The organism is Pectobacterium betavasculorum, assembly GCF_000749845.1.
In the GTDB taxonomy this organism is placed as follows: Bacteria; Pseudomonadota; Gammaproteobacteria; order Enterobacterales; family Enterobacteriaceae; genus Pectobacterium; species Pectobacterium betavasculorum.
Map to the genome: position 1 here is coordinate 403,122 of NZ_JQHM01000003.1, position 25,785 is coordinate 428,906.

The 25,785-nt window shown below is 50.8% G+C and carries 16 protein-coding genes; 12 read left to right on the top strand and 4 right to left on the bottom strand.

Translation table 11 applies throughout. From position 1 onward, the window contains the following. Positions 1-215: 215 nt before the first annotated feature. A complete protein-coding gene (locus KP22_RS11820; RefSeq protein ID WP_039306624.1) occupies positions 216-1,565 on the top strand; it encodes an MFS transporter in 1,350 nt (449 codons plus the stop codon). 297 nt (positions 1,566-1,862) lie between these two features. On the opposite strand, the gene KP22_RS11825 is transcribed toward KP22_RS11820, so the two are convergent. Continuing rightward, positions 1,863-3,197 carry an amidase family protein gene (locus KP22_RS11825; RefSeq protein ID WP_039324419.1) on the bottom strand — a complete coding sequence of 445 codons (1,335 nt, stop codon included), beginning with the start codon at positions 3,195-3,197 and terminating at the stop codon, positions 1,863-1,865. A 27-nt stretch (positions 3,198-3,224) separates the two neighbouring features. Then, a complete protein-coding gene (locus KP22_RS11830; protein WP_052012515.1) occupies positions 3,225-4,913 on the bottom strand; it encodes an NAD(P)/FAD-dependent oxidoreductase in 1,689 nt (562 codons plus the stop codon). Between the two features lie 459 nt (positions 4,914-5,372). On the opposite strand from KP22_RS11830, the gene KP22_RS11835 reads away from it, so the two are divergent. From KP22_RS11835 to KP22_RS11860, 6 genes are all read left to right on the top strand, one after another. Then, positions 5,373-6,740, top strand: a complete 1,368-nt coding sequence (locus tag KP22_RS11835) for a carboxyl transferase domain-containing protein (protein ID WP_039324423.1) — start codon at positions 5,373-5,375, stop codon at positions 6,738-6,740. Between the two features lie 650 nt (positions 6,741-7,390). Next, a complete protein-coding gene (locus tag KP22_RS11840; protein ID WP_039306631.1) occupies positions 7,391-8,743 on the top strand; it encodes an enolase C-terminal domain-like protein in 1,353 nt (450 codons plus the stop codon). A 37-nt stretch (positions 8,744-8,780) separates the two neighbouring features. Next, positions 8,781-10,121, top strand: coding sequence for a glucarate dehydratase (gene gudD / locus KP22_RS11845; RefSeq protein ID WP_039324426.1), 1,341 nt, complete (start codon positions 8,781-8,783; stop codon positions 10,119-10,121). Positions 10,122-10,190: 69 nt separating this feature from the next. Further along, positions 10,191-10,961, top strand: coding sequence for a 2-dehydro-3-deoxyglucarate aldolase (gene garL / locus KP22_RS11850; protein ID WP_011095077.1), 771 nt, complete (start codon positions 10,191-10,193; stop codon positions 10,959-10,961). A gap of 60 nt (positions 10,962-11,021) precedes the next feature. Next, complete coding sequence (gene garR / locus KP22_RS11855) at positions 11,022-11,936, top strand: 2-hydroxy-3-oxopropionate reductase (RefSeq protein ID WP_269321069.1); 915 nt, start codon at positions 11,022-11,024, stop codon at positions 11,934-11,936. A gap of 176 nt (positions 11,937-12,112) precedes the next feature. Next, positions 12,113-13,258 carry a glycerate kinase gene (locus tag KP22_RS11860; RefSeq protein ID WP_039306640.1) on the top strand — a complete coding sequence of 382 codons (1,146 nt, stop codon included), beginning with the start codon at positions 12,113-12,115 and terminating at the stop codon, positions 13,256-13,258. A gap of 451 nt (positions 13,259-13,709) precedes the next feature. On the opposite strand, the gene barA is transcribed toward KP22_RS11860, so the two are convergent. Then, positions 13,710-16,505 (bottom strand): two-component sensor histidine kinase BarA, encoded by a 2,796-nt coding sequence (gene barA, locus KP22_RS11865; RefSeq protein WP_039324428.1) that lies wholly within the window; start codon positions 16,503-16,505, stop codon positions 13,710-13,712. Positions 16,506-16,607: 102 nt separating this feature from the next. On the opposite strand from barA, the gene rlmD reads away from it, so the two are divergent. From rlmD to eno, 5 genes are all read left to right on the top strand, one after another. After that, the gene (gene rlmD, locus KP22_RS11870) at positions 16,608-17,957 is read left to right on the top strand and encodes a 23S rRNA (uracil(1939)-C(5))-methyltransferase RlmD (protein ID WP_039324432.1); all 1,350 of its coding nucleotides are present in this window, start codon (positions 16,608-16,610) and stop codon (positions 17,955-17,957) included. Positions 17,958-18,010: 53 nt separating this feature from the next. Continuing rightward, positions 18,011-20,248, top strand: a complete 2,238-nt coding sequence (relA, locus tag KP22_RS11875; RefSeq protein WP_039306649.1) for a GTP diphosphokinase — start codon at positions 18,011-18,013, stop codon at positions 20,246-20,248. A gap of 388 nt (positions 20,249-20,636) precedes the next feature. Then, positions 20,637-21,449, top strand: coding sequence for a nucleoside triphosphate pyrophosphohydrolase (mazG, locus tag KP22_RS11880; protein ID WP_039306652.1), 813 nt, complete (start codon positions 20,637-20,639; stop codon positions 21,447-21,449). 226 nt (positions 21,450-21,675) lie between these two features. Beyond that, a complete protein-coding gene (gene pyrG, locus KP22_RS11885; protein WP_039306655.1) occupies positions 21,676-23,313 on the top strand; it encodes a glutamine hydrolyzing CTP synthase in 1,638 nt (545 codons plus the stop codon). Between the two features lie 92 nt (positions 23,314-23,405). Further along, positions 23,406-24,701, top strand: coding sequence for a phosphopyruvate hydratase (gene eno, locus KP22_RS11890; RefSeq protein WP_005974669.1), 1,296 nt, complete (start codon positions 23,406-23,408; stop codon positions 24,699-24,701). 356 nt (positions 24,702-25,057) lie between these two features. On the opposite strand, the gene KP22_RS11895 is transcribed toward eno, so the two are convergent. Next, complete coding sequence (locus tag KP22_RS11895; RefSeq protein WP_039306659.1) at positions 25,058-25,774, bottom strand: isopentenyl transferase family protein; 717 nt, start codon at positions 25,772-25,774, stop codon at positions 25,058-25,060. Positions 25,775-25,785 lie beyond the last annotated feature (11 nt).

Genomic DNA, 25,785 nt, shown 5'->3' on the forward strand with positions numbered 1-25,785 from the left:
GTGCTTTTATCTAGTGAGCGGCTGGCTGGTAAAAATTATAATGTTTCTGCGAGTTGAAGATGTCAGCTAATTACTCTGATGCTATATAGCCTGGCTATTCGCAAAAAAAATAAAAATGGAAATTTAACTATCCACTGATCTTCATTCTGATAACCCTACACGTTATCTGTTATTCGGAATGAATGAGCGAACCGCGATTGAAGCAGGAGTTCATCATGAATACAGTAAGCTCAGCAGCTGGCGCGATACAAAAGAGAACAAACGCCCGCTACTGGATTGTCGTGATGTTGTTTATTGTCACGTCATTTAACTATGGCGACCGCGCCACATTGTCCATTGCTGGCTCTGCTATGTCCAAAGAGATTGGGTTGGATGCGGTAGGGATGGGATATATTTTCTCTGCGTTCTCCTGGGCATACGTTATTGGTCAAATACCCGGAGGCTGGCTGCTCGATCGCTTTGGCTCAAAGAAAGTCTATTTCTACAGTATTTTCACCTGGTCGATTTTTACCTTATTACAAGGCTTTGTCGATATATTCAGCGGTGCGGGCATCGTCATTTCTCTGTTCCTCTTGCGCTTTATGGTCGGCCTGTGTGAATCGCCTTCCTTCCCAGGAAATAGCCGAATTGTGGCTGCCTGGTTCCCGGCACAAGAACGTGGAACAGCCGTCGCAATATTCAATTCGGCACAGTACTTTGCGACCGTGATCTTCGCCCCTATCATGGGCTGGCTGGTACACGCCGTAGGTTGGGCGCATGTGTTCTGGTTCATGGGTGGATTGGGTATCATCCTCAGCTTTGTCTGGCTGAAAGTGATCCACGATCCGAAGGATCATCCTGGCGTGAATCAGGCTGAACTGGACTATATTGAAGCCGGTGGCGCACTGATTAATATGGATGCCAAAGGGTCAAAGAAAGCGCCAGTGAAGGGTGAAAAATGGCATCAGATCAAGCAATTAATGCAGTCCCGTATGATGCTTGGTGTCTATATCGGGCAGTACTGTATTAACGCATTAACCTACTTCTTCATCACCTGGTTCCCACTTTATCTGGTCCAGGCGCGCGGCATGTCGATCCTCAAAGCAGGATTTGTCGCTTCGGTGCCTGCCATCTGTGGTTTTGTGGGAGGCGTTCTGGGCGGCATCATTTCCGATTACCTGATGCGCCGGACCAATTCACTGACCTTTGCCCGTAAAACGCCTATTGTCCTCGGTATGTTGCTCTCCATGTCAATGGTGATGTGTAACTATGTTGAAACCGAATGGGTCGTCATTGCCGTGATGTCGGCGGCCTTCTTCGGTAAAGGCATTGGTGCGCTGGGCTGGGCGGTTATGGCCGATACGGCACCGAAAGAAATCAGCGGGTTAAGCGGCGGGCTGTTCAATATGTTCGGCAATGCGTCTGGTATCGTAACGCCAATAGCAATTGGCTACATCATTGGGATGACCGGATCTTTCAATGGTGGTCTGGTGTATGTCGGGATTCATGCGCTGGTTGCCATCGTCAGCTACCTGTTCATCGTACAAGATATTAAACGTATCGAATTGAAGCCGTTCGTTAAATAATTACCCGATGCATTAATACAAAAGTGATTCATCGTTATGTCAGCGTTCTTGGGGTATGTGGCGCTTTGGCCTGCTTACAGATAAAAACGCGGGTAAGAGGTAGGCCACCGCTTTAACGGTGTAAAAAGGAAGGAACCCAACGGACAAAGAAACGCGATAACTGAAATATAGTTGCTCCCCCCTCTCGGTAACGTGTTGCCAGAACCGAGAGGGGAAAGAGCACGCAAGACAAGTGTTCTCGCGACCTATTTTCTGACTGTGTGGACAGCCAGAACCAGCCTAAAAATGCGCGGTATTTTATGCCGCTAACAGGTGTTCAATATGACATGCTGTTGCCAGTAATTCACCGTCACTACCATATGCGCCATCAATGTTTAACCCAACGGGTAGGTGGCTTGTCGGTGCTACCGGTAATGTGATTGATGGCAGTGCGGCGTTGCTCGCTAGTTCTGTGTTGCGAACGATGCGTGCAAACAGATCGGGATTTGCCGAAGCGCTGAGGTGCGGCACGGCGCATGGGACTGTAGGATAAGCCAGAATATCGATCTGCTGTCTCACGAACATCTCCGCAACAGCGTCACGCAGTCTGGCTAGTGTGCCAAGCGCGGCGATATAGTCCGTTGCGCTGCTAGAGTGCGCGCAGGACAAACCGCTGTGGATGAAGTGTCGTACCGCAGGATCGCAAATCTCGTTGATGACATCGTTAATCCGATGACCCCATCCCTGTTCCAGCAGCGCGCGCGGGAAATCGGTCAGAAATTCATAGCGCGGTAGCGTAAAGACGATAGCGGAATTCAGCGCGTTGATGGGGCGATCGTCAATGGCGACACACTCATATCCCTCACGAGTCAGGCGATCCAGTGCGCGCTGGCAATGCATGCGTACCTCGTCATCCAATGCTGACCACATCGTCGTTGGTAGCCCGATACGGCATGGCATTTTGTGAAGCGGCCTATCGGTATGCATCAAGATACGTTGCAGAAAACGGGCATCCTCCGCCGTGCGCGTCAATAATCCGGGCGTGTCTTTCGTGCGTGATACGGGGATGATGCCCTCAGACGTAAAACATCCCGTTGTAGGACGGAAGCCAGTGATGCCGCAAAATGCAGCAGGGATGCGTACGGATCCCCCGGTATCAGTACCGACGGCGACCGGCACAATCCCTGCAGCTACTGCCGCGGCACTCCCGCCGCTGCTTCCTCCGGCGCAGTAACCGGGGGCTGCCGGATTGCCGACTGCGCCAAAATGAAGATTGAGAGAAGTGACTCCGCAGGAAAGTTCGTGCATGTTCGTTTTGCCTGCCACGATGGCGCCGTGCATTGCAAAGCGTTTGACAATATCCGCATCGTATTTGGCCATACAGTCAGCCATGCCGGGCGTTCCCGCTGTTAACCGGTAACCGACGACGCTGATATTGTCTTTGTAGGCAACAGGCAACGCGAAGAGTGGTTTGCCACGGTTAGCCGGATCTGGCTTCGTTGACATCATCTCTCCATCAACCGAGGGGATGAAAATGCTCAGATGTTGTTGCTTTTGGGCCGACTGGTGAACATGTGCACGCATTTCTTCGGTACTGAGGGTGCCCGTATTTAACGCGTGACAGAGCGATTGAAGCGATAGGTTTGAGATCATGTTTTTTCTCCTGAAATACCATGATGCCTAGTAACGGTACGCGGGTTGCACCGCGTCTAGTGGGTTACCCTCAACCAACTGTCCTCCAGTACTGCGAATGACTGCACAAGCGCTATTCAGGGCAGTTTGTACGGCACCTTCACCCCATCCGCCAGTAAATGAACAGCCACAGCCAGCCAGATAAATACCGGGATCGGTATGCGGGGAATTGGCATCCTGAAACTGAAAAAATAGCCGCTGCGAATAGCTATCTTCACCAGGGTAATTTAGCTTAAAGGCACCTAGCGCATGTGGGTCGGTCAGCCAGTCGTGATGCAAGACATAGCGGTCATAATCGTTATTCAGCGGGATGAGGTGGCGGGCGAATTCCGGGAATGCTGCCATTAAATCGTTGGTTAAATAGTGACAACGCTCCGTTTTATTCGTCAGACTCAATAGCTTGTGCGAATCATCCTCCCAGGTATAACTCAGCAGCACGACGCCGTGTCCTTCCGGGTTGTCTGGCTCATAGTCTAGGCAATAGACACCGCGTACCAGACCATCAGATTGAATGGTGACGGGCAAAGCATGTTGGAGCCAGAATTTATTGCGAGTAAGGATAAATAATTTCGATGACCCCGTAAGGTGTGTCTCTTTTAAGGCACGCAAGACATCATGATTGAAAAACATATTGCTTCGGGTCAGGTTATGCACGACCTGCATGGTACGCGGACTGCTAGTGACGATCACGCGATCAAACTGCTGCTCGTCATCTTGTTCAAATTTCAGCGCTATTTTTCCGTCCACTTTATCTATCTGTTTCACGGTGCGGAAATGGATGTGCTCTCTCAGGGGATGACCGTCAATGTTTTGAGAGAGCAACTGGTCAATGAGCCTGGATATTCCACCGACGACTAAGCGTTGATCGACTTCGTAACCATTTACAACCAACCGCATAATTTCAATAAACCCTGCCTGATAAACAGGAAGAAAGCCCCCGGAACCAATGCCTAATGAACCAAAAAGTGCAAAATCATCCGGTTTTTTCCAGCGTTTACGGCCGGGTGGATTATCGCCACTGAAAATCAAGGCGATCGCCGAATAGAAGGAATAATCGCCGAAAGCATCGATCCACGCCTGCCAGGCGGCTTGAACCTCCTTGAAGCGTCGCGCCTGCAGCAGTGATGTGATCGTCAACGGGGGGACAAGTTGTTGGCCGTTATGTGTATAGCCTTCTTGTAGCAAAGCGTGCCAGCCTTCATAAACATGCTGGAATAGCGTTGGTGGTTTTTCACCTGCGGGCCAGTAATAGCGTTGACCACGGTAGTCCAGCTCAGTATCCACGATGCCAGGATCGGGGAAGGCTGAAGATGTCGCAATATGGAATTTATCAAGGTAGTGAAACAAACATGTCTCGCTGGACGGAAAGCGCATCGCGCCCATTTCGGCAATTAAATTGGGCAAGTTGGGATCGAAGTGTTGCGACCAGATTCTGCCGCCAATGCGATCGCGCGCTTCAAACACGGTGATGTCACGTACGCCGGCACGCAGTAATTCGAATGCGGTAACCAGCCCGCTTAACCCTGCACCGACGATTGCGATGCGGGGTGGTGTCACGTTTGCAGGAAACGATCCGATGGCACCGTATGCTTCTATTTGCTCAAGGAACGCGGCGTAGTCAAATAGTTGGTCGACGCACGGCATTCCATTTATCGTGCGGAAGTTGCTTTTCTGCATAGGTTTTCCTTAACGTTATGATGAAATATGAATAAATTAATAACTAGTGTGCTAATTATTAAGGGGTCAATTTATGATTCTTGTTTGTCGTTACGTGTATATTGCAGATGCATCGTATGAAATGCTAATGTTTTGTTATGCTATGATAATGCTTATTATATTATTAGCAGGGTAAACGTATTGATGGTGGTTCTTTATGTCATTAAAAAATCGATGAAATATCATAGGGAACGTAAGATAAAAGCATTTTTAAGCATAAAGTAAATTACTTGACGTGGAGTGTGTAAATATACAGGTTTTATTAAGTTTGATAATAAGTAGTTATGTGTTCGCTTGCATGGATAAATTCAGATGATTTATTTTTTGCTGTTTTTCTCCAGGTTAAGCCTGTTTTTTAATTGAGCCATATCGCTTGTTACATGGTGAGTCTTTTTTCTTATATTTAAAAATAGGTGTTACATGAATTGTAGCGAGGAAAGGATAAAGCATTTGTTAGATTGCCAGAGTTTCTGTGCACATTTTCCTTATCACGATACACATTTTATATGTGGCGAAGGAACGATTAACCAGCAGCCTGTTTTCATTATTATGAGTCGGGGGGAAGACTGTGATTTTAATGTACTCTGGCAATGGAAAACGATTGACCATATTATTCAGACGACGGAGCGTGCTGCTGTTTCTGGTGTGCCGTTAATCTATATTCAGGATAAGTTAGGGGGGATCGACACTCATTTCGACACCACAAATGTGTTTTCGGAAGATATGTCTTCACTCCTGCTCTCCCCATCGGGAATGGGAAAGGTCAGCGCGTCGTTGGCCCGCTTCGCACATCGCAATGTGCTTATCTCCGTGATCCTTGGGCCGACCTCAGGACCTTTGGCTCTGCCGCTTATGCTGGCTGACCTGGTATTTATGACGGATCGTGGCGCGTTCTGTATGGGGCGGCCTGATATGGTCAAAGCGATGCTTGCCGAAGCGTCAGATCTCTACAGTTTGGGTGGCGCGACGATGCATGCGAGACATTCGGGTCAGGTTCAATGTGTTTTTGAAACGGAGACGGTATTATTCTCTCGTTTACGAACGCTATTCTCTTTACTTTTTCCACGACAGCACACTATTAATTTTACTCAGCCAGATGAGGTGGATGTTGATACTATTATTCCGACGGATCATCGAGTCCCCTATGACATGCATCGTTTATTATCGGTGTTTATTGATAAAGAAAGTTTTTTTGAGTGTAGCCCTGATTACGCTCAGGAGGTGATAACGGGATGGGCGAAAGTTCAGGGTAATCCATTCATTATTATTGCCAATAATCCCAAATATAAAGGTGGTGCGATTCACAGACAGTCTGCAACCAAAATGGTTCGGATGATTAATCTCGCGGCCAAGTGCCGTACGCCCATTCTCTTTATTGCGGATGTTCCAGGGTTTATGATCGGTAAAATAGCTGAGAGTAGTGGAATATTTTTAGCCGCAGCGGAGCTTTTCAAGGCTCACGTTAATTGTGAGGTCCCAAAGCTGTTTTTAGTCGCCAGAAAAGCTTACACAGGCGGCGTTTTTGCACTTGGGGGACCTGGATTTAATCCCACTGCTGTTTTGGCTTATCCTCAGGCGAATGTCGGTGTCTATAGCGTGGAAACAATAAATAAGATTATGACGGCATCCCTTAATGAGCGAGAGCATCATATTCTTGCTACACTCAAAGCTGAAGTTTCTCATCCTGAGCGATTAAAAGACAAAGGACTGCTAACGGATGTTATTACTATTTCTCAGACCAGAGAGAAAATTATGACGTATTTATTTTCTGACTCTGCCAATCTTTAGCTTCTGCCACAATAGCGATGTCGATAGAATAAGCCAGCCAAATAAATAATAGCCGGGAAGACGAGCATTATGTGTAACGTATGCTCGCTAATCCGGTGACTGAACACTGCCGTCTAGCTCCATCATGATGTAGACGCTATGCCATAGCGGTGGCATTTTCATTTCTGAAATATCATTGGGATGGCACCTATTTTACCCTTTGAAGAGATAAATTCGCTTTTCCCGGTTTTCGTGAAACACCTCCCATTGTATTGTGATAATGACATATTTAATCTGCGTTTTGACGGGGAATGCTGTGCTATTGCCCAATGAGTTGTGAAATAAGAAAACTTATACTTTTTTACGGAGGTTGGTTAGGCGGCACGGATTACGACACTGCTTTACCGATCGTTTTATTCCGGTATTAAGGTTGTTATACCTGTTTTTATTCTGATAACCCTACAAGCATTGTTTATTTCAAATCAGAGTAAAAACAAGGTCGCGCTAATAAAGTAGGAAAACAACATGAAATCATCTACTGGTGCACCATCTGTTTTTTATTTCTGTATGACAGAATTATTTTCACCTGCCTCAGCGCGCACCTGCGTTGTGGCAGACATCGGAAACCTAAGCGTCAACCCTGTGCGCTCCATTCATGACGGGAGCCTGTAATGACCAACTTTTCAGCGACTCCTGTAATTACCAACATGAAAGTCATCCCCGTTGCGGGCTATGACAGCATGCTGCTGAACATCGGTGGCGCACATGGTGCTTACTTCACGCGTAATATCGTGATTTTAACCGACAGCGCCGGGCATACGGGGGTTGGCGAAGCGCCCGGTGGCGAAGTCATTTACAACACGCTGGTCGAGGCCATTCCCCGCGTGAAGGGCGAACAAATTGCCCGCATGAACCGTTTGGTTCATGACATTCACATCGGCAACCAATCTTCGGATTTTGATTCTTTCGGCAAGGGCGCGTGGACGTTTGAGCTGCGTGTGAATGCGGTGGCGGCTCTCGAAGCGGCACTGCTCGACCTGTTGGGGCAATTTTTGGGTGTCCCCGTTGCTGAACTGCTGGGGCCGGGTAAGCAGCGTGATGAAGTTACCGTGCTCGGTTATCTGTTCTATATCGGCGACCGCACGAAGACGGATTTACCCTATTTATCAGGTGAGAAAGTATCGGGTGAAAAAGGCAAGCACGAGTGGTATCACCTGCGTCACCAACAGGCTATGGATAGCGAGGCGATTGTGCGTCTGGCCGAAGCGACCACCGACCGCTATGGATTTAAAGATTTCAAACTCAAGGGGGGCGTGCTGCCCGGTGAGCAGGAAATCGATGCTGTGAAGGCGTTGAAAAAACGATTCCCGGATGCCCGTATTACCGTCGATCCAAACGGTGCCTGGCTGCTGGACGAAGCGATAGATTTGTGCAAAGACATGACGGGCATTCTGACCTATGCAGAAGACCCGTGTGGTGCCGAGCAAGGTTTCTCCGGCCGTGAGGTGATGGCTGAGTTCCGCCGTGCTACTGGGCTGCCAGTAGCGACCAACATGATTGCCACCAACTGGCGTGAAATGAACCATGCCGTGATGTTGCAGGCGGTCGATATCCCGCTGGCCGATCCGCATTTCTGGACGATGCACGGTGCGGTGCGCGTCGCCCAGTTATGTGATGAGTGGGGTCTGACATGGGGCTGCCATTCAAATAACCATTTCGATATCTCTCTGGCGATGTTCACGCATGTAGGTGCAGCGGCGCCGGGTAACCCGACGGCGATTGATACGCACTGGATTTGGCAGGAAGGGCAGCATCTGACCAAAGAGCCGCTGCAAATCATCAACGGTAAAATTAAGGTGCCAGATCGTCCCGGTCTGGGGATTGAGCTGGATATGGAACAGGTCATGAAAGCTCACGATCTGTACAAAAAATTACCGAGCGGGGCACGTAATGATGCCGCAGCCATGCAGTACCTGATTCCGGGCTGGAAATTTGATCGTAAACGCCCGGTTTTTGGCCGCTAACCCTACAGAGAAAAATTAGAGAGATAAGGATAAGAAAATGACGTTGCAAAATTCAACTCCGGTTATTACCCACATGCAGGTTATTCCGGTTGCAGGTCACGACAGTATGCTGCTCAACCTGAGTGGCGCACATGCACCCTATTTCACTCGCAACATTGTGATTCTGAAAGATAACGCTGGGAATACCGGTGTCGGTGAAATTCCCGGCGGTGAGAAAATCCGTCAGACGCTGGAGGATGCTGCCGCACTGGTGGTGGGTAAAACGCTGGGCGAATACAAAAACGTGATGACGGCAGTGCGTGCGCAGTTCTCTGACCGTGACTCCTCTGGACGCGGTTTGCAGACGTTCGATCTGCGTATCACCATCCATGTCGTCACGGGGATAGAAGCCGCCATGCTCGATCTGTTGGGGCAATTCCTCAATGTCAGCGTGGCCTCGCTGCTGGGCGATGGCCAACAGCGTGATGCGGTAGAAATGCTGGGTTATCTGTTCTACATCGGCGATCGTAATAAAACCGATCTGCCTTACCAGAATCAGACGAACGAGAAGTGCGACTGGTATCGTTTGCGTCACGAAGAAGCTCTGTCACCAGAAACCATCGTGCGTCTGGCTGAAGCCGCGTATGAAAAATACGGATTCAATGATTTCAAACTGAAAGGCGGCGTACTGGCCGGTAGCGAAGAAGCCGAAGCGGTAACTGCGCTGGCTAAACGTTTCCCGCAGGCGCGCATTACGCTAGACCCGAACGGTGCCTGGTCGCTGGATGAAGCCATCGGTCTGGGCAAACAACTGCGCGGCGTACTGGCGTATGCAGAAGATCCGTGCGGCGCGGAACAAGGTTTCTCCGGTCGTGAAGTGATGGCTGAGTTCCGCCGTGCGACTGGTCTGCCTACCGCGACTAACATGATCGCTACCGACTGGCGACAAATGGGTCACACGATTTCTCTGCAATCGGTCGATATTCCGTTGGCCGATCCGCACTTCTGGACAATGCAAGGCTCCGTACGTGTGGCGCAGATGTGCCACGAATGGGGCTTGACCTGGGGTTCTCACTCCAATAACCACTTTGATATTTCACTGGCCATGTTTACTCAGGTCGCTGCGGCGGCACCGGGCAAGATTACGGCAATTGATACGCACTGGATCTGGCAGGAAGGCAACCAACGCCTGACGAAAGAACCGTTGCAGATTGTTGGCGGCATGGTGGAAGTGCCGAAGAAACCGGGTCTGGGCGTTGAGCTGGATATGGATCAGGTAATGAAAGCACACGAACTGTATAAAAACATGGGATTAGGCGCACGTAACGACGCAATGGGAATGCAGTACCTTATTCCTGAATGGACATTTGATAATAAACGTCCGTGTCTGGTTCGCTAACGTTTTGCTTTTCCGTTTTTTGAGCGCGCCGCTTCAGGTAAGCGGCGCTGGAATGACCGAGGATAAAAAATGAAGACTCCGCTGTTACCTAACCGTTTTCGCCAAGATTTACAGCAGGGGAAAACGTTGATTGGCTGCTGGTGTGCGCTAGGCAACCCGATTTCAACTGAAGTGCTGGGGCTGGCGGGATTCGACTGGCTGGTGCTGGATGGAGAACATGCGCCTAACGATATCGTGACGTTTATTCCTCAGCTAATGGCGCTGAAAGGGAGTCACAGTGCACCTGTCGTTCGCCCGCCGTGCAATGAGCCGATCATCATCAAACGGCTGTTGGATATTGGGTTCAATAACTTCCTGATTCCCTTTGTGGAAACGGCAGAAGAAGCCGCGCGTGCGGTTGCCTCCACCCGTTATCCGCCAGCGGGTATTCGCGGTGTTTCCGTGGCGCACCGTAGCAATAGCTATGGCACCGAACCGGACTATTTCGCCAAGATTAACGACAACATTACCGTCGTAGTGCAAATCGAAAGCCAGGACGGCCTCGATAACCTGGATGCGATCATCGCCGTTGACGGCGTAGACGGCGTATTTGTTGGCCCGAGCGATCTGTCTGCGGCATTGGGCTATCTCGGTCAGCCTAACCATCCTGATGTGCAGAAAGCGATTCGCCACATCTTCGATCGCGCTGCTGCGCATAACAAACCGTGCGGCATTCTGGCACCGGTTGAAGCCGACGCACGGCGCTATCTGGAATGGGGGGCAAGCTTCGTCGCGGTAGGAAGCGATCTGGGCGTGTTCCGCAGCGCGACGCAGGCGCTGAGCGACAAATACAAAAAATGATTCAGTGATTCCGTTGCGAATCGGAGCCGTCATGGGACGGGGCCATCGTGAATTGAAGTGATATCTACATCAGACAATGAGGTTAGGGCGATGAAAATTGGTTTTATTGGACTGGGCATTATGGGAAAACCGATGAGTAAAAATCTGCTGAAAGCAGGTTACTCATTAGTCGTGATGGACAGAAATCTGGAAGCGGTCGCGGAAGTGGTTGCGGCAGGTGCGACGTCAGCTGAAACGCCGAAACAGGTTGCGGAACAGAGCGATGTCATCATCACCATGCTGCCTAACTCTCCACACGTTAAAGAGGTGGTGCTGGGTGAAAACGGCGTCATCGATGGAGCACGTGCCGGAAGCATTGTAGTGGATATGAGTTCAATCGCACCGCTTGCCAGCCGTGAAATTGCTGCTGTGCTGGCGGCGAAAGAGATCGCCATGCTGGATGCGCCGGTCAGCGGCGGTGAACCGAAAGCGATCGACGGCACGCTGTCCGTGATGGTCGGTGGTGATAAAGCGCAGTTTGATCGCTGCTTTGAAATTCTGAAATCAATGGCCGGTTCTGTTGTACATACTGGTGATATCGGTGCGGGCAACGTCACCAAACTGGCGAATCAGGTGATTGTGGCGCTGAATATTGCCGCTATGTCCGAAGCGCTGGTACTGGCGACGAAAGCAGGTGTTAATCCAGATTTGGTTTATCAGGCGATTCGCGGCGGGCTGGCGGGCAGCACCGTGCTGGATGCGAAAGCGCCGATGGTCATGGATCGTAACTTTAAGCCGGGTTTCCGCATCGATCTGCATATTAAAGATCTGGCGAATGCACTGGATACCTCACACGGCGTTGGCGCACAGTTGCCGTTAACGGCGGCGGTGATGGAAATGATGCAGGCGCTGAAAGCGGACGATCTGGGATCGGCCGACCATAGCGCACTGGCGTGTTACTACGAGAAGCTGGCCAAAGTAGAAGTCACGAGATAACCCGTGAAGCGATAGTCACGAGGCTGGCACTGTGTGTCAGCCGACTGGCAGATAATCATTCTGATCTACCCAAGAGATTTCAGGATCTCTGCCCTGAGAATTGGTGGGTATAAGCGCTATTTCATGAGCGCGCGGATTATTGATGCAATCGGAACGTTGATGAAATCGGATCGTTTATGAAAATAGTGATCGCACCGGATTCTTATAAAGAAAGCCTGTCTGCGCAAGAGGTTGCCACGCAGATTGAAAAGGGATTTCGTGAAATATTTCCCGATGCCTGCTATGTCAAATTGCCCGTTGCAGATGGTGGGGAAGGGACGGTTGAAGCCATGGTGGCTGCGACTGATGGCAAGATTGTGAATGTTAAGGTGACAGGGCCGTTAGGCGATAACATTGATGCGTTCTTTGGCCTGTCTGGCGATGAAAAAACGGCTTTTATTGAGATGGCGGCGGCAAGCGGTCTGGAACGCGTGCCTTCTCAACGGCGTAATCCGCTAAAGACCACGAGCTATGGCACAGGCGAGTTGATTCGCTGCGCGTTGGATCACGGCGTTCGGCACTGCATCATCGGGATTGGCGGGAGCGCAACCAATGATGGCGGATCTGGCATGGTGCAGGCGCTGGGCGCGAAGTTGCTGGATAAGCAGGGCGAACAGATTGGTTTTGGTGGCGGTGAACTCGACAAGCTCGCCAGCATTGATATCAGCGAGCTGGATGAGCGTATTAAAGGCTGCCGTTTTGAAGTGGCCTGCGATGTGACTAACCCGTTGACGGGTAAACAGGGAGCCTCGGCTATTTTTGGGCCTCAGAAAGGCGCAACGACTGAGATGATCGAACAGTTGGATAATGCGTTGAAGCATTATGCGGCGGTGATCCGGCACGATCTGGATATGGACGTGGAACAGGTTCCCGGAGCGGGTGCGGCGGGTGGAATGGGGGCGGCGTTACAGGCCTTTTGCGGCGCTGAACTTCGTCAGGGTATTGAGATTGTTACGGAAGCACTGGGGCTGGATGAACTGGTACGAGATGCCACGCTGGTGATTACCGGAGAAGGGCGTATCGACAGCCAGACGATTCATGGCAAAGTGCCGATTGGCGTGGCACGAGTCGCCAAACAGTATAATAAACCGGTTATTGGTATTGCAGGCAGCCTGACGGCAGATGTCTCAGTGGTGCATGAACATGGTCTGGATGCCGTATTCAGCGTGCTTTACAACATCTGCTCACTAGAAGAAGCGCTGGATAATGCGGCAGAGAATGTGCGAATGACGGCGCGTAATATCGCCGCCACGATCCGACTGGCGCAGTCGGTATCTCGTTAATCGTCATCGCGATTCGATGGTGTTTGATATTTTTCTATGCAGACTGAGAGACGGTTTCGTGCGCCACAATACGGCTATTTCATGCTACTTCGCCGCACGCGCCCGACACGGGACGGCTCAAACGCCGCTCGCCCCGTGACCCCAGGCTTTCGGCGGAAATTATGCCGCTAACGCGGTACCTTCGTCGATATCCGGCTTAACGGACCGCTTGCGACACGTTTACTCGCCCCATAAATGGGGCTCACCCTTCGGGCCAGCACGAGTGCTGTTCAAAAACGTCTCTGACGTTTTTGTCCGACGTGGCGCAAGCTTTCGCCGCGTCCTGCGGCTCATCCGAAGCCCGCTATCTCCTCAGCATAATTTTTTACGCCGTATAACAGCAAAGCGCATGAAACTGTCTCTGCATCCACATAGCATGTGACAAAAAGACAGGGCTATGCAGGGATATTGATTACGAATGCCTCGGTTTGATATGCGGCTGGGCGGCTTTGTTGACGTTATCGATCTCGTCTAGTAATTCCAGCCATTCGGGTTCCAGATCGCTGGCGTGAACGCCTTTACGCAACTGTTGTTCCAGATAGCGACAGATACGTTGCAGACGTGGAACGCCGCTGTAGCTGCAACTGCCGTGCAGTTTATGAACCAGCTCGATAATCTCGTCATCCGTCTGACCATTCAGCACCTTTTCTATCTTTTGTCGAACTTCCGGCAGGAAATCCAACAGCATTTGTAACAGGTCACGCGCCAGTTCCGGCTTGTTCGCTGCCTGTTGCTGCGCCAGCGCCCAGTCGAGCGAGAGTTGGCTATCGTCGTGTTCGTTCAGTAAACCTGCAATATTTCCCCGGTCGCGCTTCAACGGATCTTTCCGCGCATGGCGGGTCAGCACGCTTTTCAGCATCTGCTCGTCTATCGGTTTAGCCAGATAGTCGTCCATTCCCGAGCGTAGCAGATGTTCACGTTCACCCGTCATAGTCTGCGCGGTTACCGCAATGATAGGCGTAGCGGCATGATGGGGGAGCTGGCGGATCAGCTCGCTAGCGCAAATGCCGTCCATACCGGGCATTTGAATATCCATGAGGATAATATCGACTTGATGCATTTTTGCCTGTGAAATAGCGTCTGTTCCGCTTTCGCACAGGATAATTGTATCGACCTGTTCTTCCAACAGTGTCCCGATCAGTTTCAGGTTGGCTGGATTGTCATCCACCGCCATCACGCTAAGCCGTAGACGGGCTGGGTGGCTGACGACACTCTGGTGCGAGGTGGCAGCGTCCGGCAGAAAAGAAAGCTGAAATAGTGTGCTGTCCTGTAGCAAAGGCAGCAGGCGTGATGCCGCCAGCGGTTTGATGAGGCACGCGTGTACGCCGAAGGTTTTCAACTGCTCGGCATCCATTTGTGCCAGGCTGGGCAGCGCCAGAATCACGCAAGGTGCACGGCGGCAGATATCGCGCAGTCTGGGCGTGTAGTCGAGCAGCGTATTGCGATACTGCACGGGAATACCGAGCAGCAGGATATCAAAATCACCTTCCGGCAATTGCTCAAACGTCGGGCTGTAGCTCACCACCAACGGCGTCTGGCTCAGGATATCCAGCGTGGCCTGCGCAGCGATGGGATGATACTCAACGTAGGCCAAATGTTTGCCTTGCAGCATCGTATAGGCTGGCTCACTCGGTATAGCGTGAGGATTGAGCGGCAGCGTGATGTGGAACCAGAAGGTTGACCCTTTGTTGAGCTGGCTCTGGAAACTGATATCTCCACCCATTTCTTTGACCAGACGCTGGGTGATGACCAGCCCAAGCCCCGTGCCACCATGGCGGCGTGAGATACTGGTGTCGGCCTGACGGAAAGCCTGAAACAGCTGCGACTGCTGCAACTCGGCAATGCCGATGCCGGTGTCACGTATCTGCACCTCTAGCTGAACCTGATGATGTTCCTGTCGGCGTTTCTCCACCCGAATATCGATATTGCCCTGTTCCGTGAACTTGATCGCGTTGCCCAACAGGTTGGTGATGATTTGCTGTATCCGCAGCGGATCGCCGACAAACTGTTCGGGAACGTCATTCTGAATACTGAGCGTTAGCTCCAGCCCTTTTTCATGTGCTGTATGTGCCAGCAACATCACGACGTCATCCAGCGTGCTGTGCAGGGAGAATGGAATATCCTCCAGCACGAGCTTTCCGGCCTCCAGTTTTGAGAAATCCAGTACATCGTTAATAATATTCAGCAGGTTATTGGCGGAACGTTCGATGGTAAGCAGATAATCAGTTTGTGTCGTGTTCAGCGGAGTCTTCAGCGTCTGGCGGGTGAAACCGATCACGCCATTCAGCGGTGTTCTCAGTTCATGTGACATATTCGCCAGAAACTCAGACTTGATACGTGCTGCTTCCTGCGCCCGCCTTTTCGCCAGATCCAGTTCGACGTTTTGGATCTCCATTTGCTCCAGCGTTTCCCGCAGATCGTAGGTTGCCTGATCGATGTTTTGCTGCATCTCTTCGTGGTAGGCTGTCAGCGACATCGCCATCGAGTTAATGCCGTTTTTCAGCATATCCAGCTCGCCGAGCATGTAACCCTCCACTCGACTATCCAACTGTCCGCGGCGAATACGATCGACGGTATCAACCATATTGCGGATTGGGGTGGTGACATCCCGCATCAGGCGATAGGCAAAGAGGACGGCAGCACCCAAAGATAACAGCAGCAGAAGCGTGGCGATAAAGATCTCTTGATATTGCTGAAGTCGAATGGCACTGGTATCCAGCTCGATCATCAGATAACCGAGAGGCACCGCTGTATCGGGGAGTATGGGTGTCCCCCCGGCAGGCATGAATTCGCTGTCATTAACGATCGGCATGTGCAGAATCAGTGAATCGTTCTTATAGTGCAGGTGTAGCTTATTGTACGAAAGCGCATCGCTGCTGAGCGGCTGCAATGCCACGTTGTTGCGCACATTGGTCGTAGCCAATAGCTGATTATGGGCATCGAACACGCTAATGGTACGGATAATCGTGGAGTGGCGGCGATGAAGCGTGTTGATTAATCCAGGTATTGTTTCCATCTGGCGATGGGTGATGGCGTAAGCGCTGATGGTCGCTAACGGTTCAATGATGCTGATGCCCGAGTCGGCCAACTGCGCCTGCAACTGATTGTAACGATGGATGACGAAGAACGAACTGAGCAGTAGCCCGATCATCAGCGTCGGTGCCAAAATCAGTATCAACATCCGTGCGCGAAGACTGTATTTGGTCATGAGGTTCCAATGTGGGAGAATTAGAGGATGCTAGGCACCCTATTATTTAATTTAGTTATTGGGTACAGCCGTTCAACTCAAGAGATCAATCGATAGCACATTATGGCGCAATTCTACTCTCCAAACCGGCGTGTGACGACCCGGAAAGCGGTTCCAGCGAAAAACCTCACTGTCACGGTAGCGTCACTTGACCCGTTTGGGCAAGGTGTCGCGCGTCACGAAGGCAAGACGGTGTTTGTCACAGGTGTGCTACCGGGAGAGCAGGCTGAGGTTCAACTGACGGAAGAGAAGCGTCAGTTTTCACATGCAAAACTTAAACGCCTTCTGACGCCTAGCCCGCAGCGTGTTGAGCCTCCATGTCCTCATTTTACCCGCTGCGGTGGCTGCCAGCAGCAGCATGCAGAAATTACGCTGCAACAGAGCAGCAAAACGGCTGCATTGATGCGTCTGATGGCGCGGGAAACGGGCGCAGAGCTGCCTGAAGCCTCGCTGGTTGCTGGCACACCTTATGCCTATCGGAGGCGTGCACGGCTTGCGTTATACTTTCAGGCAAAAGAGCAGCGGCTGTTGATGGGCTATCGACAGTCAAATTCTCACGATCTGGTGGATATCAAGGCCTGTCCGGTGTTGCGCCCCGAGCTTGAAGCGCTGCTGCAACCGTTACGCGAATGCCTAAGCCGATTAAAGGCGGTGAAACGCCTTGGGCATGCGGAACTGGTACAGGCGGAGAACGGTCCGCTGCTGGTGTTGCGACACCTTGATCCACTGCATCCATCGGATGAACAGGCGTTGCGTGATTTTGCCCAGCGGCAGGGCGTTTCGGTTTATCTGGCACCAGATGCTGATTCGATAACGTGTTTACACGGTGAAGAGCCGGTTTATCACGTCGCCGGGCTGACGCTGGCATTTAGCCCGCGTGATTTTATTCAGGTCAATGACGCGGTGAACCAGCAGATGGTCGCACAGGCACTGGCGTGGCTGGATGTGCGGCCACAGGATAGAATATTGGATCTGTTTTGCGGCATGGGCAACTTTACGCTGCCGTTGGCACAGCGTGCTGCCAGCGTGGTCGGTGTGGAAGGAGTTACCGCGCTAGTCGACAAAGGGCGCGAGAATGCGCGACGCAATGCCTTGTCCAATGTCACATTTTTTCACCAAAATCTTGAAGATGACGTCACGCAGCAGGCGTGGGCAGCTCAGGGTTTTGATAAGATATTACTTGATCCGGCACGTGCGGGGGCGGCAGGCGTGATGGAGCAGATAACCAGACTGGCACCGAAACGGGTGGTGTATGTTTCCTGTAACGCCACGACGCTAGCACGCGACAGCAAAGTCTTACTCGCAGCCGGTTACCGGCTAGCGAACGTTGCGATGCTGGATATGTTTCCACATACCGGACACCTTGAATCGATGGCACTGTTTTTGCACGATACCGGCGCGCGAAAGGCGTAATAGGCAGCAAAGCAGCGTCGTTTGCAAGGTGAAAGGTAACGTAGGGAGAAATTATGGTTGCGGTAAGAAGTGCGCATTTGAATACGGCAGGTGAATTTGTCCCTGACGCGTGGATTGCTTCACTGGGCATTGCCAGTCAGCAATCGTGTGAACGTTTAGCCGAAACCTGGCGTTACTGTGAGCAGCAAACGCAAAATCAGCCTGATGCATCGTTACTGCTGTGGCGCGGCATCGAAATGGTGGAAATCCTGTCCACGCTCAGCATGGACAATGACAGCATGCGCGCGGCGCTGATCTTTCCGCTGGCAGATGCGAACGTGGTCGATGAACCGACGCTGGAAGCCGCGTTTGGAAAAAACATCGTTGATTTGGTGCATGGCGTGCGCGATATGGATGCAATTCGCCAGCTCAAAGCGACGCAGAATGATTCGGGCGCGTCTGAGCAGGTAGATAACATCCGCCGCATGCTGCTGGCGATGGTGGAAGATTTCCGCTGCGTGGTCATCAAGCTCGCGGAGCGGATTGCACACCTGCGTGAAGTGAAGGATGCCCCGGAAGAAGAACGGGTACTGGCGGCCAAAGAGTGTACCAATATCTACGCACCGCTGGCGAACCGTTTGGGTATCGGCCAGTTGAAGTGGGAGCTAGAGGATTTCTGCTTTCGTTATTTGCATCCTGATGAATATAAGAAAATCGCCAAGCTGCTGCACGAGCGTCGTATCGATCGTGCGCAGTACATTGATGATTTTGTTAAAACGCTGCGCGATGCAATGAAAGAAGAGGGCGTGCAGGCAGAGATCTATGGCCGTCCTAAGCATATCTACAGCATCTGGCGCAAGATGCAGAAGAAAGCGCTGTCGTTTGATGAACTGTTCGATGTGCGTGCGGTACGCATTGTCGTTGAGCGTTTACAGGACTGCTACGGCGCGCTCGGTATCGTGCATACGCACTACCGCCATCTGCCTGATGAGTTTGACGACTACGTTGCTAATCCCAAACCGAACGGTTACCAATCCATCCATACTGTGGTGTTAGGGCCGGGCGGAAAGACGCTCGAAATTCAGATTCGCACACGTCAGATGCATGAAGATGCAGAACTGGGCGTCGCGGCACACTGGAAATATAAAGAAGGCACCTCCGTGGGCGGGCGTTCCGGTTACGAAGGGCGTATTGCCTGGCTGCGTAAACTGCTGGCCTGGCAGGAAGAAGTGGCTGATTCCAATGACGTGCTGGACGAAGTTCGCAGCCAGGTGTTTGACGATCGCGTTTATGTCTTTACGCCGAAAGGCGATGTGGTTGATCTTCCTGCGGGGTCCACGCCGTTGGATTTTGCTTATCACATCCACAGTGATATCGGGCACCGCTGCATCGGGGCGAAAATCGGCGGACGTATTGTGCCGTTTACCTACCAGCTGCAAATGGGCGATCAGATTGAAATTATCACTCAGAAGCAGCCGAACCCAAGTCGTGACTGGCTGAATCCAAATCTGGGCTATATCACCACTAGCCGCGGGCGCTCCAAGATCCAGAACTGGTTCCGTAAGCAAGATCGCGATAAGAATATTGTGGCGGGTCGACAGATTCTGGATGACGAACTGGCGCATTTGGGCGTTAGCCTGAAAGCAGCGGAAAAACTGCTGCTGCCGCGCTACAACGTGAATTCGCTGGATGAATTACTCGCGGCTATTGGCGGCGGTGACGTTCGTCTTAACCAGATGGTGAACTTCCTACAATCGCAGTTAAAACAGCCGAGCGCGGAAGAACTGGATCGCGAAGCGCTACGCCAACTGACACAAAAAACGCATCAGCCGCCAGTGCGTAGTAATAAAAAAGACAACGGTCGTGTGGTCGTTGAAGGCGTTGGCAATCTGATGCATCACATTGCCCGCTGCTGCCAGCCGATTCCGGGTGATGAGATCACCGGGTTTATCACACGTGGACGGGGGATTTCGATTCACCGTGCTGACTGTGAACAACTGGATGAACTGCGTGCAAGTTCGCCGGAGCGCATTGTGGACGCGGTATGGGGTGAAAGCTACTCCAGCGGCTATTCACTGGTGGTGAGAGTGATTGCCAACGATCGTAGCGGCCTGCTACGAGATATCACCACGATTCTGGCGAATGAGAAGGTCAATGTGCTGGGCGTCGCCAGCCGCAGCGATACTAAGCAACAGTTGGCAACGATTGATATGGATATCGAAATCTACAACCTGCAAGTACTGAGCCGCATTCTGGCGAAGCTCAACCAACTGCCGGATGTGATTGATGCGCGGCGCCAGCAGGGGGCGTAAATGATGGTTTCACTATCAGCCAGTTGAAAACCTTGTTCGAGTGTGGTGAAAAATTTCGTGCGTGGTTAGCAATATTGTTCTTTGTGGCACCAGTGCCACGCCCGACTGAGGGATGCTCAGGTGCCGCATCCCTCAGAACCCTGGCTTTTGGCGAGAATTGTGCCGCGTTGCGGTTCCCTCGATGTACATGTCCGCTGTCGAGCCACCTGTGACGCGTTCCTGACGCGGCACAGGTTTTCGCCGCGTCCATGCGGCTCACTCGGCGGTCATGTGCATCTCAGCACAATTTTTTACGCCGTTGAAATGAAAATAGTGATGTCTTGGCGCTTTTTAGCCGAAGTTGGCTGCCGTGTTTTGCTATTTTTATACACATTTTTTCAGGAATATTATGACCGTATCTTTGACGAATTTACCTTCCATCGAGCGCCTGCTCGCCATCATGAAAACCCTTCGCGACCCTGAAAATGGCTGTCCGTGGGACAAGAAGCAGACCTTTGAGACCATCGCGCCTTATACGCTGGAAGAAACCTACGAAGTACTGGATGCCATCAGCCGTCAGGATTTTGATGATTTGCGCGGTGAGTTAGGGGATTTACTGTTTCAGGTGGTGTTTTACGCACAAATGGCGCAGGAAAAGGGACTGTTCGATTTCTCCGACGTGTGTAATGCCATCAGCGATAAGCTGGAACGTCGCCATCCACATATTTTCGGTGAACTGACGCTGACGGACAGCGATGCTGTGCTGGCAAACTGGGAGCAGACAAAAGCGCAGGAGCGTGCGGAAAAAGATCGTCACTCGCCGTTAGATGATATTCCTGATGCGCTGCCAGCTTTGATGAAAGCGCAAAAAATTCAGCAGCGTTGTTCGTCTGTTGGCTTCGATTGGAACAGCCTGGGCCCCGTGCTCGACAAAGTTTATGAAGAGATCGATGAGGTGATGTTTGAGGCGCGGCAAGCCGTTGTCGATGAAGAAAAATTAGGTGAAGAGATTGGTGATTTATTGTTCGCTACAGTCAATCTCTCTCGTCACCTGGGGCACAAGGCAGAGAACGCGTTACAGGCTGCGAATCGCAAGTTCACTCGTCGTTTTCGTGAGGTAGAACAAATCGTTACGGCATCGGGGAAAACGCTGGAACAGGCAACATTGGATGAAATGGAAGCCGCGTGGCAGCAGGTGAAAAAACAGGAAATAAGCCATTAATCGATTTTTAACCACAGACTGGTTTTTTGTCTATTTTAATGATTTTATTCTATTGTTTTTAAAGGTAATTGAAGGTTGTGGTAAGCGCGATTTTACCTCATCTTCGCGTGTGTTGGAATCGCCACATTGTGTAAAACCAACATTTGTGGCGTTCATCAGGTTCAGGTATACTACTTTCCCGTCTTGGTACCTCCATCGTCTTTAAACCTAAACTCTCAGGTTCAGCATGACAACTAATTATATTTTTGTGACCGGCGGGGTCGTTTCCTCTCTGGGTAAAGGCATTGCCGCAGCCTCTCTGGCGGCTATTCTTGAAGCCCGTGGCCTCAACGTTACCATCATGAAACTGGACCCGTATATCAACGTGGATCCGGGCACGATGAGCCCGACGCAGCACGGTGAAGTGTTTGTCACCGAAGACGGTGCCGAAACCGATCTGGACTTGGGTCACTACGAGCGTTTCATCCGCACCAAAATGTCGCGCCGCAACAACTTCACCACTGGCCGTATCTACTCTGATGTCCTGCGCAAAGAGCGCCGTGGCGACTATCTGGGCGCGACCATTCAGGTTATCCCACACATCACCAACGCGATTAAAGAGCGCATCATTGAAGGTGGCGAAGGTCACGATGTCGTTCTGGTCGAAATCGGCGGTACCGTCGGTGATATCGAATCTTTGCCGTTCCTTGAAGCGATTCGGCAGATGGCGGTACAAGTGGGCCGCGAGCACACGCTGTTTATGCACCTGACGCTGGTACCTTATCTGGCGGCAGCGGGCGAAGTGAAAACCAAGCCGACGCAGCACTCCGTTAAAGAACTGCTTTCTATCGGTATTCAGCCGGATGTGCTGATTTGCCGTTCCGACCGTACTGTTCCTGCCAATGAGCGTGCAAAAATTGCTTTATTCTGTAATGTGCCGGAAAAAGCAGTAATATCCCTTAAAGATATTGATTCGATTTATAAAATTCCATCGCTATTGAAATCACAGGGGTTGGACGATTATATTTGTAAACGATTCAGCTTGAACTGTCCCGAAGCAAACCTGTCAGAATGGGAACAGGTTGTGTATGAAGAAGCGAACCCGGGCGGTGAAGTCACTATCGGTATGGTCGGCAAATATGTTGCGCTGCCGGATGCCTACAAATCCGTTATTGAAGCGCTGAAGCACGGTGGGTTGAAGAACCGCCTGACGGTAAATATCAAGCTTATCGACTCACAGGATGTTGAAACCCGTGGTGTCGAAGTATTGAAAGATTTAGACGCTATTCTGATTCCAGGTGGTTTTGGCTATCGTGGCGTCGAAGGGAAAATCATGTCGGCGAACTACGCCCGTGAGAACAACGTCCCTTATCTGGGCATTTGCCTGGGGATGCAGGTCGCATTAATGGAATTTGCCCGTAACGTTGCTGGGATGGAAGGGGCAAACTCAACGGAGTTTGTGCCAGACTGTAAATACCCGGTGGTTGCGCTGATCACAGAATGGCGTGATGAGAACGGCAATGTTGAAGTTCGTGATGAAGCCAGCGATCTGGGCGGCACCATGCGCGTTGGCGGGCAGCAATGCCACCTGACCGAAGGCAGTCTGGTGCGTCAGATGTACGGTGAGCAGACGATTATCGAACGTCATCGTCATCGTTATGAAGTTAACAACATGCTGTTGAAACAGATTGAAGCGGCGGGATTACGGGTTGCTGGTCTTTCCGCCGACCGCAAACTGGTGGAGATTGTCGAGTTACCCGATCATCCCTGGTACGTTGCCTGTCAATTCCACCCGGAATTCACATCAACGCCGCGAGATGGACACCCCTTGTTTGCCGGCTTCGTCAAAGCCGCTGGCGCGTATCAGAAGCGTCAGGTGAAGTAAGAGTTATATCAGCAACGTGCGATCGCGCGTTGCTCGTCTAGGGTTTTAGTTCTATCTAAAGTTTTAGTTTAACTTGTACTGAGGAAAATCTAATGTCCAAAATTGTTAAAGTCATCGGCCGTGAAATCATCGACTCACGCGGAAACCCAACTGTTGAAGCTGAAGTTCATCTGGAAGGTGGTTTTGTAGGTCTGGCTGCTGCGCCATCAGGCGCTTCTACTGGCTCTCGTGAAGCGCTGGAACTGCGTGACGGTGACAAATCCCGTTTTCTGGGCAAAGGCGTAACGAAAGCTGTTGCTGCCGTTAACGGCCCAATTGCTCAGGCTGTACTGGGTAAAGACGCAAAAGATCAGGCGAACATCGACAAGATCATGATCGACCTGGACGGTACTGAAAACAAATCCAAGTTCGGTGCTAACGCCATTCTGGCCGTTTCTCTGGCTGCCGCTAAAGCAGCAGCAGCGTCAAAAGGCCTGCCGCTGTATGCTCACATCGCTGAACTGAACGGTACCCCAGGCAAATACTCCATGCCACTGCCAATGATGAACATCATTAACGGCGGCGAGCACGCGGATAACAACGTTGATATCCAAGAGTTCATGATTCAGCCTGTTGGCGCGAAAACGCTGAAAGAAGCCATCCGTATGGGTTCTGAAGTGTTCCACACCCTGGCTAAAGTTCTGAAATCCAAAGGTATGGGCACTGCGGTTGGTGACGAAGGTGGCTATGCGCCAAACCTGGGCTCCAACGCTGAAGCGCTGGCCGTTATCGCAGAAGCGGTAAAAGCAGCAGGCTACGAGCTGGGCAAAGACATCACGTTGGCGATGGACTGCGCAGCGTCTGAATTCTACAAAGACGGTAAATACGTTCTGGCTGGCGAAGGCAACAAAGCGTTCACCTCTGAAGAATTCACCCACTTCCTGGAAGACCTGACCAAACAGTACCCGATCGTGTCTATCGAAGACGGTCTGGACGAATCTGATTGGGCTGGCTTCGCTTACCAGACTAAAGTTCTGGGCGACAAAATCCAGTTGGTTGGTGACGATCTGTTCGTAACCAACACCAAGATCCTGAAAGAAGGTATCGATAAAGGCATCGCTAACTCTATCCTGATCAAATTCAACCAGATCGGTTCTCTGACCGAAACGCTGGCTGCGATTAAAATGGCGAAAGATGCTGGCTATACGGCTGTTATCTCCCACCGTTCAGGCGAAACTGAAGATGCAACCATCGCTGACCTGGCTGTAGGTACCGCAGCAGGCCAGATCAAAACTGGTTCTATGAGCCGTTCTGACCGTGTTGCTAAATACAACCAGCTGATTCGTATCGAAGAAGCGCTGGGTGATTCTGCACCGTTCAACGGTCTGAAAGAAGTTAAAGGTCAATAATTACACGGTCTGCGTGAGTCAATATCGGCTGGCCGGTTGTCTGATGAACGCACCACGTGATTAGCAGTAAAAAATTAGAAACGTGAAAACGTTTCGAGAATATACCACCCTGTGAGCGCAAGTTTGCAGGGTGTTTTTTTGCCGAGCCTTCTTGCCGCGTGTGACATCGGATAGAGTTTTAGCAGAAAAATCAGTGTGTCGCCGGAATGCGAGCGAATATCATATCATTCAGCACCGTCGATGCTGTCATTGTGGTTTATAAATTAATATATTTAATATAATGTCGTGATGTAATCACAGTAACATAGGCTACTCTGAAAGAGAAGGGAGCAAAGTCGGTGTGTTAAAAACGGCGGTTAGATCTCCAGTTCCCGCCATTTCCATGAGTCAGGAATGCTGGGAAAATTATTCTCTTGCCATAGTGCATGTTCAAAATATTCATTGGCGATAAGGTTTATCATTGTATTTTTATCCTGGTCGCTAATGCTATCAAGCGTATGAATGTTTATTGCGTTTTCTTTGCAATAGCGAATAATTACACGGTAGCCGTCAATATCCTCTAAAGGCTGAATAGTATGATAGGTATCAAAGAAAATACGAATTTCTTTTAATATGGATTGACCATGGTTTGGTGGGTAAAACATTCCGGTAACTCTGGTCTTGGCTTTTTTAATAAATAGATTACTAGATGGAATATTAAATATTTTTATTCTCCAGGATGGCTTCGACCAGTCCTCATCGTTGCATAATGCGGTTAATATAGAGACGGAGCCGCCTTCAAGAATAACGCCGTGCTCCGCAGTGGAAAGTTCTGCTATTTTATCTTTCAGGCGGTTATTTACGTCCTGTGCTGAAATAATGCCATCAATTAACGGCTTGTCCGATAAATAGATACGCTCTGTGCCTTGTAATTCCTCCGCATCAGGCGCACCGCTACCTGTCACAATCTCCTGATAACCCTGAAACCGATCCAGTGCAATAACGGGGTAGCCCGTTTTTTTCGCTATATTGACCGAAAGGGCTGTTTTTCCTGTGGATGTTGGCCCCCATATTAGATAAAGTTCATTATTCATCTTTTTCTCTC

Coding starts and splice junctions, on each gene's coding strand:
- KP22_RS11835 (WP_039324423.1), top strand. CDS start 5,373: ATGAATTGTAGCGAGGAAAGGATAAAGCATTTGTTAGATTGCCAGAGT.
- eno (WP_005974669.1), top strand. CDS start 23,406: ATGTCCAAAATTGTTAAAGTCATCGGCCGTGAAATCATCGACTCACGC.
- rlmD (WP_039324432.1), top strand. CDS start 16,608: ATGGCGCAATTCTACTCTCCAAACCGGCGTGTGACGACCCGGAAAGCG.
- KP22_RS11860 (WP_039306640.1), top strand. CDS start 12,113: ATGAAAATAGTGATCGCACCGGATTCTTATAAAGAAAGCCTGTCTGCG.
- gudD (WP_039324426.1), top strand. CDS start 8,781: ATGACGTTGCAAAATTCAACTCCGGTTATTACCCACATGCAGGTTATT.
- KP22_RS11830 (WP_052012515.1), bottom strand. CDS start 4,913: ATGCAGAAAAGCAACTTCCGCACGATAAATGGAATGCCGTGCGTCGAC.
- KP22_RS11840 (WP_039306631.1), top strand. CDS start 7,391: ATGACCAACTTTTCAGCGACTCCTGTAATTACCAACATGAAAGTCATC.
- mazG (WP_039306652.1), top strand. CDS start 20,637: ATGACCGTATCTTTGACGAATTTACCTTCCATCGAGCGCCTGCTCGCC.
- relA (WP_039306649.1), top strand. CDS start 18,011: ATGGTTGCGGTAAGAAGTGCGCATTTGAATACGGCAGGTGAATTTGTC.
- KP22_RS11895 (WP_039306659.1), bottom strand. CDS start 25,774: ATGAATAATGAACTTTATCTAATATGGGGGCCAACATCCACAGGAAAA.
- KP22_RS11820 (WP_039306624.1), top strand. CDS start 216: ATGAATACAGTAAGCTCAGCAGCTGGCGCGATACAAAAGAGAACAAAC.
- barA (WP_039324428.1), bottom strand. CDS start 16,505: ATGACCAAATACAGTCTTCGCGCACGGATGTTGATACTGATTTTGGCA.
- garL (WP_011095077.1), top strand. CDS start 10,191: ATGAAGACTCCGCTGTTACCTAACCGTTTTCGCCAAGATTTACAGCAG.
- pyrG (WP_039306655.1), top strand. CDS start 21,676: ATGACAACTAATTATATTTTTGTGACCGGCGGGGTCGTTTCCTCTCTG.
- KP22_RS11825 (WP_039324419.1), bottom strand. CDS start 3,197: ATGATCTCAAACCTATCGCTTCAATCGCTCTGTCACGCGTTAAATACG.